The sequence below is a fragment of the Amycolatopsis rhizosphaerae genome, assembly GCF_007713715.1.
GTDB lineage: Bacteria > Actinomycetota > Actinomycetes > Mycobacteriales > Pseudonocardiaceae > Amycolatopsis_E > Amycolatopsis_E rhizosphaerae.
In genome coordinates this window covers 1-10,220 of record NZ_VJWX01000253.1, presented here as the reverse complement: position 1 = coordinate 10,220, position 10,220 = coordinate 1, and the positions used below count along the sequence as shown (strand labels likewise).

The window sequence follows — 10,220 nt, the reverse complement described above, 5'->3', positions numbered from 1 at the left end:
CGCCCCGATCGAGGTCACCGCACCGGTGCCCAAGATCATCGATGAGCCCGGGGTCCCCGGCCGGACTTCCCCGACCGACCTCCGCACCGTCCGCTGGCTCCCGTGGGCCGCGATCGGCCTGCTCGCGGTGCTGCTGGTCACCGCGATCGTGCTCGCCACCACCAGCGGCGGCGGCACCGGAAAACAGAGCGCGGCCACCTCGACCGCACCGGCGCCGCAGTTCGTCGACGGAATCCCCTTCCTCACCCGTGATTCCGCCTCGGACCCGAACTGCGCCGCACACGCGGTCGGTGACGTGCAGGCGAGCCTGCAGCGCACCGGATGCGTGTCGATGAAGCGCGGCAGCTTCGAAGCGACCGTCGACGGCAGGCCTGCCGCGGTGTCCGTAGCGGAGATCACCTTCGCCGACACCGTGGCCGCCACGGAATTCAAGAAGGTCGCGGACAACCCAGGAGGAGGAAGCGTGACCGACCTGGCCGTCGAAACCCGGAAGTGGCCGCGCACCCCGCATTTCGAGAGTGCCGCCTACCTCAGCGCGGACGACGGCACCACCGTGCGCCTGGTGCTGGCGGGCTGGTTCGACCAGGCGTCCGCCACCACCGACCCCGCGCTGGTCCGCGCCGCGCGGGCCGCGACCAATCTCCGGATTCCCTGAACCCCCGGTTTCAGAGACCGTAGGCCTCCAGCAGCCGCAACCAGACCTCGCTGATCGTCGGGAAGGCGGGCACGGCATGCCACAGACGCCGTAGCGGCACCTCCCCCACGATCGCGACCGTCGCCGAGTGCAGCAGTTCGGCCACGTCCTGGCCGACGAAGGTGACCCCGGCGAGCACCTCCCGTTCGGTGTCGACCACCATGCTCGCCCGCCCGCGGTAACCCTCGGCGTGCAGCGACGATCCCGCCACCGCGATATCGATCTCCACGCTCCGGTGGGGCCGCCCCGCCACCGGACCGGGAACGCCGACCGAGGCGACCTCGGGATCGGTGAACACCACCTGCGGCACGGCGTGGTGATCGGCGGTGCTGGTGTGGGCGCTCCACGGCCGCCGGTCCACCGGGTTCCCGGCGGCCTTCGCCGCGACGGCCTCGCCCGTCGCGCGGGCCGCGTACTTGCCCTGGTGGGTCAGCAACGCCCGGCCGGTCACGTCACCGGCCGCGTACAGCCAGCCACCGTCCACATCGGACACCTGGCCGGTGTCGTCCACGACGAGCGGCCCGCCGGGGGTCACGCCGGCCGCCTCCAGCCCGAGACCGTCGGTGGCGGGACGGCGCCCGGTGGCGAGCAGCAGCCGGTCCACGGTGAGCTCCCCGCCGTCCCTCAGCCGCAACCGCGCCGCGCTGTCCACTTGCGAGATCCCGGCCAGCCCGCTGCCGGCGTGGATCCGCACACCGTCCTCCCGAAGCCCGTCGGCCACCAGGTCGCCGACGAATCCGGCATAACGCGGCAGGGGACGCGGACCGGTCATGATCAGATCGACCTGGGCGCCCAGCCTCGCCCACGCCTGTGCCATCTCGACGCCGACGACTCCGCCGCCCAGCACGGCCAGGCGATCGGGCACCTCACTCGCGGACGTCGCGTCGCGCGAAGTCCAGATCGGCGCCCCGGCCAGTCCCGGAATGTCCGGTGTCCTGGGCACGCTGCCGGTGCACACGATGACCGCGTGCCGTGCCTGCAGCACCCGGTCATCGTCCACAGTGACCTTTCGCTCACCGGTGATCCGCGCGTGCCCCCGCACGGTTTCGATACCGGCACCACGGGCCCATTCGACCTGCCCGGTGTCGTCACCCTTGCTCGTGAACCAGTCACGGCGGCGGAACACCTCTTCCGGAACCAGCGCACCGGTCACCGGGACACCGGGCATGCGCCGGGCCGCAGCGAGCAGGTTTCCCGGCCGCAGCAAGGCTTTGCTGGGAATGCAGGCCCAGTAGGAGCATTCCCCGCCGAAACGCTCGTGGTCGACCAGCACCGTTTTCAACCCGGCGCGAGCGGTCCTTTCGGCCGCATTCTCCCCCACCGGTCCTGCGCCGATCACCACGACGTCGTAAGTCTGTTCACCCATGCCCACAGCGCACACCACGCGGGAACGCGACGCAAGGCGGCGAGGTATTCTCACCCGCAGCATTCGAGCACTGGAGGTTTCGGTGGCCAAGAACACCGCAGTCCACTCGCTGGACGACCTGAACGGCGAACCGGCCCAGGAGCAGGTCCGGTTCAGCCTGGACGGTGTCGACTACGACATCGATCTTTCCGATGACAACGCGGAAAGCCTGCGGCAGATCCTTGCCCGCTACGTCCAGCACGGCCGCCGGACCGGTGGGCGCAAGCGGCCTCCGCGCCGGCTCGCCCCGCCGAAGCGCCGTCCGGCTTCCCGCGCCGCCGCTTCCCGTACGGCCGCGAAGGGCACCGCCAAGGCCGCCGCCGCCGCGAGCACCGAGAAGGCGAAGCCCGCGACCACGACCAGGCGTGCCGCGGCGAAAACCGCCGCCACGGCGAAGCCCGCCACGGCCGCCACCGCGAAAACCACGGCGAGCAAAGCGAAAACGGCCAAGGCCGCCCCCAAGACGGCACCGAAGACGGCGCCCAAGGCAGCGGCGGCGAAGGCAGCACCCAAGGCAGCGGCGAAGAAGACCGCTACGACCAAGCCCGCCGCCGCGAAGGCCGCGCCCAAGACGGCGCCCAAGACGGTGGCCAAGGCCACCGCCAAGAGCACGGCGAAGCCTGCCGCGAAGACCACCGCCAAGGCGAGCACCACCAAGGCGGCGCCGAAGACCGCGCCGAAGACCGCGCCGAAGGCAGAGCCCAAGACGGCGGCGGCGAAGGCTGCACCCAAGACGGCGGCAAAGGCCACGGCGACCAGGAGCACGGCCAAGAGCACCGTGAAAACGGCGACGAAGGCGGCGCCGAAGGCCGCCGCGAAGGCCGCCCCCAAGGCAGAGCCGAAGACCGCTCCGAAGACCGAGCCGAAGACGGTCGCCAAGGCCGAACCGGCGAAGGCCGCGGCGAAGGCCGAAACGGCGGAGAAGGCTCCGCGCCGCACCCGCAAGGCGCCGCCCGTCATCTTCTCCGCGGCGGAGGAACCGACCACGGCAGAGCAGTAAGGACAAGTCCCGGAAAGGCACTTCGGTTCCGAAGTGCCCCCGGCCCGGTGGCCGTGAGGATTCCCTCACGGCACCTTCACAGGGCCTTGAGTTCCTCCACGATCTCGCGCACCGAAGCCTTCGCATCGCCGAAGAGCATGCTGGTCTTCGGATCGTAGAAGAGTTCGTTGTCGATACCGGCGAATCCCGAACTCATCGAACGCTTCAGCACGATCACCGAACGGCTCGCCGTGACGTCCAGGATCGGCATGCCGTAGATCGGTGAACCCGGGTCGCTGCGGGCCGCCGGATTGGTCACGTCGTTCGCCCCGATCACCAGGGCCACGTCGGTCTGCGGAAACTCGGAATTTATCTCGTCCATTTCCTTGAGCTGTTCGTAGGGCACATCGGCCTCCGCCAGCAGCACGTTCATATGGCCCGGCATGCGCCCGGCCACCGGATGAATCGCGTAGGACACCGAGATCCCCTTGGCCTCCAGCAACTGCGCCATCTCCCGCACCGCGTGCTGCGCCTGTGCCACCGCCATGCCGTAACCGGGCACCACCACGACCTTGCTCGCGTAGGCCAGCTGGATCGCGGTGTCGGCCGAACTGGTGCTGCGCACCGGGCGGGATTCCTTCGCCGTGGCGATCACCGCCTTGGCCCCGCCGAAACCACCGGCCACGATCGCCGGAATCGACCGGTTCATCGCCTTGGCCATCAAGTTCGTCAGGATCGAACCGGAGGCACCGACGATCATCCCGGCCACGATCAACGCGGTGTTGCCCAGCGCCAGGCCCATCGCCGCCGCGGACAACCCGGTGAACGCGTTGAGCAGCGAGATCACCACCGGCATGTCGGCCCCGCCGATGGGCAGCACCACCATCACCCCGAGCGCGGCCGCGGCCAGCAGCAGCACGATCATCAGGATTTCCGTACGGACATCGGAAAGGACCGCGGCGGCACAACCGACCGCACCCAGCAGCAGAACGATGTTCAACGGCTGCTGCAGGCCGCGCAGGGTGACCGGGCGCCCGGGCAGGATCTCCTGCAGCTTGCCGAAGGCGATCAGCGAACCCCAGAACGAAATGGACCCGATGAGCGCCGCGAACAGCGAAGCGACCGCGACGTAGACGGGCTCGACGAGATAGCCGCCGGTGGTGCGGAATTCGACCCAGGCGATCAACGCCACCGCGCCGCCGCCGACCCCGTTGAACAGCGCCACCATCTGGGGCATCGCGGTCATCTTCACCTTGCGCGCCGCGGGCACACCGACCAGTGCGCCCAGCACGACCCCCAGCACGATCAGCGGCCAGTTGCCCATGCCGGGGATGAGCAGCGTGGCCACCACGGCGATCACCATGCCCACGGCGGCGATCGCGTTGCCCCGCACCGCCGTCCGCGGACCGGTCAGGCCCATCAGGCCGTAGATGAACAGGGAGAAGGCGACGATGTAGAGGACGCCGACGAGGGGAGTCATTCGGATTCCTTCTGCCCGGCGCCGGCCCGCGCGCGATCCTTCTGCTTGCCCTTGAACATCGCGAGCATCCGGTCGGTGACCAGGAACCCGCCGACGATGTTGATCGTGCCGAACGCGATCGCGATCACCAGCAGGATCTTGTTCAGCACGCCCTCGGCACCGAGGCCCAGCACGATCAGCCCGCCGAGCAGCACGATGCCGTGAATGGCGTTGGTACCGGACATCAGCGGGGTGTGCAGCGTGTTGGGCACCTTCGAGATCACCGCGAAACCCACGAACCCGGCCAGCACCAGGATCGCGAGGCTAGCCACCAGCATCAGCCCTCTCCCTTCTCCTGGCCGGCGACACAGGCGGCGGCGAGGACCTCGTCGGAGAAATCGAGCGCGAGCCTGCCTTCGGAGTCGACCATCAACTCGATCAGTTCGGTCAGGTTGCGCGCGTAGAGTTCGCTGGCGTGCCACGGCATCTCCGCGGGCAGGTTCAGCGGCGAGCAGATGGTGACCTCGTGTGCGACGATGTCGCGGCCCGGTTCGGTCAGCTCACAGTTGCCGCCCGACTCCCCGGCGAGGTCGACCACCACACCCCCCGCGGGCATCCCGCGCACCGCTTCGGCCGTCACCAGGGTCGGCGCCCTGCGGCCGGGCACCAGTGCAGTGGTGATCACCACGTCGAACTTCGTGATCGCCTCGGTGAGCCTTCGCTGCTGCTCGGCCCGCTCCTCCTCGGTGAGCTCGCGCGCGTAGCCGCCTTCGCCCACGGCCTCGATGCCGAGGTCGAGCCAGTGCGCGCCGACCGACCGGACCTGCTCGGCGACCTCGGGCCGCACGTCGTACCCGGTGGTCTGCGCACCGAGGCGTTTCGCCGTGGCCAGCGCCTGCAGTCCGGCCACGCCCGCGCCGAGCACCAGCACCTTCGCCGGGGGGACGGTGCCCGCGGCCGTGGTGAGCATCGGGAAGAACCGGGGCAGGGTCTCGGCGGCGCGAAGCACCGCGCGATACCCGGCGACGCTGCTCTGCGAGGACAGCGCGTCCATCGCCTGGGCACGGGTGATGCGCGGGATCGACTCCATCGCGAAGGCGGTCACCCCGGCCCCGGCCAGCGCCGTTATCCCGTCCACATCGGACAGTGGCTTCAGGAAGCCGATCAGGATCGTGCCCGGCGAAAGCCGCGCCGTCTCGGCGGCGCTCGGCGGCGCGACCTTGAGCAGGATGCGAGCGGACCAGGCGTTGCCGAGGCTCGCCCCCGCCGCTTCGAAGGCCGCGTCCGCGATCAGCGCCCCCTCGCCCGCGCCGGGTTCCACCACCACCCGCAGGCCGCGCTTGACCAGCCGCTCGACCGCCTTCGGCACCAGGGCGACCCGGCGCTCCCCCGGTGCCGATTCCCGCACGACGCCGACCGACAACGGCTCGGTATCGACCACGGCGCAACCTCCTCGTCGGCGGGGACAGCCGAAGCTCCGGCGTTACCAGCAAAGATCGGCGCGGCGCTCCCGTCAAGTCATACTGCGCCGATTCAGCGCCAATTCGGCACCGCCAGTGTGATGAGGCGGAGCCGTTTTTCGGCGACGCGCAGGATGGCCTCGTCGGCTTCCTCGTCGCGCCGGCGCACCTCCAGCAGCTCGGTCACGGTGGCCAGCATGGCGATCACGATCAGGCCCGCGATCATGTGCAGATCCTCGGCGGACCATTCCCGCAGACAGTCGAATCGCGCGAGATCCACCGCGAGTTCGGTGGAAAACAGTTTCAGCTCGAAAGCGATGGCCTGGCCGATCGCTCCGCCGCCAGCGTAACGCTCTCGGGTGACGAAACGGAAATGGTCCTCGTGCGCGCGGACATGCTCACGCAGAGTGCGCACCGAGACCCGGATCGCGTCGGTGGAGGTCCCCGGTTCACTGCGGGCCGCGCGGAGCATTGCTCTCAGCGCGCGCATGGATTCCTCCACCAGTGCGACGCCGAGTTCGTCCATCGAGGCGAAATGCCGGTAGAACGCGGTCGGCACGATGCCCGCCTGCTTGGTCACCTCCCGCAGGCTGAGGGTGGCGAAACCACGGTCGGCCGACAGGCTCAGTGCGGCGTCGAGCAGGGCGCGCCTGGTCCGTTCCTTGCGCTCGTGGCGCCTCTCCGGTTCCACTGTCACGCCAGTCAGTGTACGTGCGTACACACTGTAGGCCAGTTCACATTGCCAGACCCTTGAAAGGGCTCCACTATTGAGTGCACGGTTGTTCACTCGATTTGACTGGTATGGAGGCGTCATGGTGAGTCGGTTCGAAGGCGGGAAGGACACCGTGCAGGTGCTCACCGAATCCGCCGCGACCCATATCGGCAGGATCGCGGCCGTCATCACCGGCGCGGTCCGCGAGATCGCCCGCGAGACCGGCGACTGGCTGACGGAGGTCATCGAAATGCGCGAGGCCGCCCAACGCGCGCGGGCCGACCACACCGACTGACGAGTGGGGGAAAACCGGATGGGCCGGGGCGGCACGCCCCGGGCAAGCTGTCCCGGTGATCGCCTTCCTCTCCCGCGCGCTGGGCGTGCTCGTCCGGCGGAAGTTCCTGGGCGAGCTGGGCTGGGTGCTGCTGGGCCTGCCGCTGACGCTGGTCTGCGTGATCCCGCTGTTCGCCGGGCTCACGCTGGGTACCGCGCTGTCCCCGCTGTTCCTCGGGCTGCCCCTGCTGGCAGGCGTCCTGATGGGCGCCCGCCGCCTCGGCGCGGCACACCGGCGGCTTGCCCGGTCGCTGCTCGGCCTGCGCATCGCCGAACCCGCCGCACCCCGGCTCGAGCCGGGCCTGTGGAGCTGGGTCAAAACCCGGCTGGGTGACCGGATCGCCTGGCGCACCCAGGCCTACCTGCTGCTCCGGCTGCCCCTGGCGGCGCTCGGCCTCGCCGTGGGCGGCACGATGCTGCTCTACGGCCTCAGCGCGCTGTCGTTCCCCCTCACCTGGTTTCTCACGCCGAAGGGAACGCTGCCCCTGTTCGACATCCATTCCGTGCACTGGGCAGGCACCCTCCCGATCGGCGTGCTCGGCGCGGTGCTCGTGCCGGCCACCCCGTGGGTGCTGCGCGTCGTCACGGCGCCGGACCGCACGCTCGCGCGGAGCCTGCTCGGCCCCACCACGCTGACCGAACGCGTCCTCGACCTGGAACAGCGCCGGACCGACGCGATCGACGACGCCACCACCCGCCTGCGCCGCATCGAACGGGATCTACACGACGGGGCACAGGCACAACTGGTGGCACTGGCGATGAAACTCGGCATCGCGCGGGACGAACTGGCCGGTGACGCGGTCGACCTGGACACGGTGCGGGGGCTGCTCACCACCGCCCACGGCAACGCGAAGCAGGCCCTCACGGAATTGCGGGACCTCGCCCGCGGCATCCGGCCACCGGCCCTCGACGCGGGGCTCGAGGTGGCGCTGGCGACGCTGGCCGCGCGCAGCGCCATCGAGGTGCGCCTGCACTTCGACCTGCCGGACCGGCCCAGCCCGGCGATCGAGACCCTGCTGTACTTCAGCGCGGCCGAGTTGGTGACCAACGCGGCGAAGCACGGCGGCGCCGCCGTCGTCCACCTCGAACTGCGCGTGGCCGGGGACTTCCTGCGCCTGACCGTCTCCGACGAGGGGACCGGCGGCGCGCTCCTGACGCCGGGGGGCGGGCTCGCCGGGGTCGCCGAGCGGGTGCGTACCGTGGACGGTGCGCTGGAGATCGAAAGCCCAGCCGGTGGCCCGACCGTGATCACCGCGCTGGTGCCGAACGGGGGTTGATGTGCGGATCGTGGTGGCCGAGGATTCGGCGGTCCTGCGGGCCGGCCTGGTGGAGCTGCTCACCTTGCGGGGTCACGAGGTGGTGGCCGAGGTCAAGGACGGACACGTGCTGCGCCCCGCCGTCCGGGAGCACCGGCCTGATGTGTCCATTGTGGATATCAGGATGCCGCCGACGTTCACCGACGAGGGCCTGCGCGCGGCACTGGACCTGCGGCGCGAGAACCAGGCAACGCCGATTCTGCTGTTCTCCCAGTACATCGAGACCTCGTACGCGGCCGAACTGCTCGCCGACCGCGCCGGTGGCGTCGGCTACCTCCTCAAGGACCGCGTCGCCGACGTGTCGGACTTCCTCGACGCGCTCCGCCGCGTCGCCGCCGGGGAGACGGTGCTGGACCCCGAGGTGGTCAGCCAGCTGTTCGGCGCGACCAGGAAGACCGACGTGCTCGCCTCGCTGACCGGGCGGGAACGCGACGTGCTCGGCCTGATGGCCCAGGGCCGGTCCAACGCCGCGATCGCCGCCCACCTCCACCTGTCGGCCGGTTCGGTGGAGAAGTACGTAACCCGGCTGTTCGACAAGCTCGGCCTCCCACCGTCCGAAGAGGACAACCGGCGGGTGCTCGCCGTCCTGCGCTACCTTCAGACGTAGTCGTTACGGTGGGGGTATGTACTCCACCGAGATCGAAGTCCGCACCGGCGGCGAAGCCGTGGTGCACGACCTGACCTCCGACGCCGAGTCCTTCCTCAAGGAGGCGGACGCCCAGGACGGCCTGCTGCACGTGTGGGTGCCGCACGCCACCGCCGGGCTGGCGATCCTGGAGACCGGTGCGGGCAGCGACGAGGACCTCCTCGCCGCGCTCGACGAACTGCTCCCCCGCGACAACCGCTGGCGCCACCGGCACGGCAGCGCGGGCCACGGCCGCGACCACGTGCTGCCCGCGTTCCTGCCGCCCTATGCCAGCGTCCCGGTACTGGGCGGGAGGACCGTGCTGGGCACCTGGCAGTCGCTCTGCCTGGTGGACACGAACGTCGACAATCCGCTGCGGCGCGTCCGGTTCAGTTTTCTGGCCGGTTAAAGGATGTTTCGAAGTGGTTCTCGCGGCACTGCGGAGGGCGCAAGCCGCCGGGGACGCCAGGTACCGTCGGGAGCGTGACCGAAAGAAGACTGGTGCTCTGGGACATCGACCAGACCCTCATCGACCTGCACGGCAGCGGACGCGACTGGTACGCCCAGGTCCTCACCGAAGTCCTGGGCATCACGATGACCGGGATGCCCTCGTTCTTCGGCCGCACCGAACTGGCCATCACCTCCGAGGTGCTCGCCTCCTACGGCATCGAGCCCGCGGACGAAGTGATCCGGAAGGTGTGGGCGGGACTGGTCGCCGTCGCCGAAGCGGCCGTGCCGACCATGGCCGAAGTGGGGCTCGTGCTGCCCGGCGCCGAAGCCGCGCTGGGCGCGCTGGCCCCGCACGAGGGGATCGTGCAGTCACTGGTCACCGGCAACCTGCGGGAGATCGCGTGGCACAAGCTCGCCGCGTTCGGCCTGCACCACCACATCGACTTCGAGATCGGCGGGTACGGCTCCCTGTCCGCCGTACGGGCGGACCTCGTCGCCTACGCCGTCGAACTCGCCGGCGCCCGGCACAGCCCGTACCCGGCCGAGTCCGTGATCGTCATCGGGGACACGCCACACGACATCGACGCCGCCCTCGCGCACGGGGCGACCGCGGTCGGGGTGGCCACCGGCCGGTTCACGCCCGAGGAGTTGACCGGCGCGGGCGCCCACGTCGTCCTGCCCGACCTGACGGACACCGACGCGCTACTGGCGGCCGTCCTCCGCTGAGCACGGCGGCTGGGGCCGTGAGGGGACCCTGCGGGGTGGCCGTGAAGGGTCCCTTCACAGT

At 70.3% G+C, this 10,220-nt stretch carries 11 protein-coding genes and 1 pseudogene; 7 read left to right on the top strand and 5 right to left on the bottom strand.

Annotated features, from left to right (window positions below):
* Window positions 1-655 (top strand): annotated as a pseudogene (locus FNH05_RS22785) (hypothetical protein); the annotation flags it as partial.
* 10 nt (window positions 656-665) lie between these two features.
* On the opposite strand, the gene FNH05_RS22780 reads toward FNH05_RS22785, so the two are convergent.
* On the bottom strand, window positions 666-2,060 hold the full coding sequence (locus FNH05_RS22780) for a dihydrolipoyl dehydrogenase family protein (protein ID WP_144590750.1): 1,395 nt from the start codon (window positions 2,058-2,060) through the stop codon (window positions 666-668).
* Window positions 2,061-2,142: 82 nt separating this feature from the next.
* Here FNH05_RS22780 and FNH05_RS22775 point away from each other — a divergent pair, with 82 nt between their 5' ends.
* Window positions 2,143-3,099: a histone-like nucleoid-structuring protein Lsr2 gene (locus FNH05_RS22775; protein WP_246127895.1), complete on the top strand. Its 957-nt coding sequence runs from the start codon at window positions 2,143-2,145 to the stop codon at window positions 3,097-3,099.
* Between the two features lie 76 nt (window positions 3,100-3,175).
* Here FNH05_RS22775 and FNH05_RS22770 read toward each other — a convergent pair whose 3' ends face one another.
* The 4 genes from FNH05_RS22770 to FNH05_RS22755 all read right to left on the bottom strand — a co-directional run bounded on the left by FNH05_RS22770 (window position 3,176) and on the right by FNH05_RS22755 (window position 6,694).
* Window positions 3,176-4,558 carry an NAD(P)(+) transhydrogenase (Re/Si-specific) subunit beta gene (locus FNH05_RS22770; RefSeq protein WP_144590748.1) on the bottom strand — a complete coding sequence of 461 codons (1,383 nt, stop codon included), beginning with the start codon at window positions 4,556-4,558 and terminating at the stop codon, window positions 3,176-3,178.
* Window positions 4,555-4,875 carry an NAD(P) transhydrogenase subunit alpha part 2 gene (locus FNH05_RS22765; RefSeq protein ID WP_186382680.1) on the bottom strand — a complete coding sequence of 107 codons (321 nt, stop codon included), beginning with the start codon at window positions 4,873-4,875 and terminating at the stop codon, window positions 4,555-4,557. The genes FNH05_RS22770 and FNH05_RS22765 overlap by 4 nt, the downstream gene beginning before the upstream one ends.
* Window positions 4,875-5,978, bottom strand: coding sequence for a Re/Si-specific NAD(P)(+) transhydrogenase subunit alpha (locus tag FNH05_RS22760; protein ID WP_144590747.1), 1,104 nt, complete (start codon window positions 5,976-5,978; stop codon window positions 4,875-4,877). Before FNH05_RS22760 ends, FNH05_RS22765 begins: the two co-directional genes overlap by 1 nt.
* 92 nt (window positions 5,979-6,070) lie before the next feature.
* Window positions 6,071-6,694 (bottom strand): TetR family transcriptional regulator, encoded by a 624-nt coding sequence (locus tag FNH05_RS22755; protein WP_246127894.1) that lies wholly within the window; start codon window positions 6,692-6,694, stop codon window positions 6,071-6,073.
* Window positions 6,695-6,809: 115 nt separating this feature from the next.
* Here FNH05_RS22755 and FNH05_RS22750 point away from each other — a divergent pair, with 115 nt between their 5' ends.
* From FNH05_RS22750 to FNH05_RS22730, 5 genes are all read left to right on the top strand, one after another.
* Entirely contained in the window at window positions 6,810-7,004 is a 195-nt protein-coding gene (locus tag FNH05_RS22750) for a hypothetical protein (protein ID WP_144590746.1), read from the top strand.
* Between the two features lie 55 nt (window positions 7,005-7,059).
* Window positions 7,060-8,319 (top strand): sensor histidine kinase, encoded by a 1,260-nt coding sequence (locus tag FNH05_RS22745; RefSeq protein ID WP_144590745.1) that lies wholly within the window; start codon window positions 7,060-7,062, stop codon window positions 8,317-8,319.
* A gap of 1 nt (window position 8,320) precedes the next feature.
* Window positions 8,321-8,965, top strand: a complete 645-nt coding sequence (locus FNH05_RS22740) for a response regulator transcription factor (protein WP_144590744.1) — start codon at window positions 8,321-8,323, stop codon at window positions 8,963-8,965.
* 16 nt (window positions 8,966-8,981) lie between these two features.
* Window positions 8,982-9,392, top strand: coding sequence for a YjbQ family protein (locus FNH05_RS22735; protein ID WP_144590743.1), 411 nt, complete (start codon window positions 8,982-8,984; stop codon window positions 9,390-9,392).
* A gap of 74 nt (window positions 9,393-9,466) precedes the next feature.
* Window positions 9,467-10,159, top strand: coding sequence for an HAD family hydrolase (locus FNH05_RS22730; RefSeq protein WP_246127893.1), 693 nt, complete (start codon window positions 9,467-9,469; stop codon window positions 10,157-10,159).
* The last annotated feature ends 61 nt before the right edge of the window (window positions 10,160-10,220 follow it).

Bases quoted from the DNA above. Each gene is read 5' to 3' on its own strand.
- FNH05_RS22735 (WP_144590743.1), top strand. From the start codon at position 8,982: ATGTACTCCACCGAGATCGAAGTCCGCACCGGCGGCGAAGCCGTGGTG.
- FNH05_RS22780 (WP_144590750.1), bottom strand. From the start codon at position 2,060: ATGGGTGAACAGACTTACGACGTCGTGGTGATCGGCGCAGGACCGGTG.
- FNH05_RS22765 (WP_186382680.1), bottom strand. From the start codon at position 4,875: ATGCTGGTGGCTAGCCTCGCGATCCTGGTGCTGGCCGGGTTCGTGGGT.
- FNH05_RS22770 (WP_144590748.1), bottom strand. From the start codon at position 4,558: ATGACTCCCCTCGTCGGCGTCCTCTACATCGTCGCCTTCTCCCTGTTC.
- FNH05_RS22750 (WP_144590746.1), top strand. From the start codon at position 6,810: ATGGTGAGTCGGTTCGAAGGCGGGAAGGACACCGTGCAGGTGCTCACC.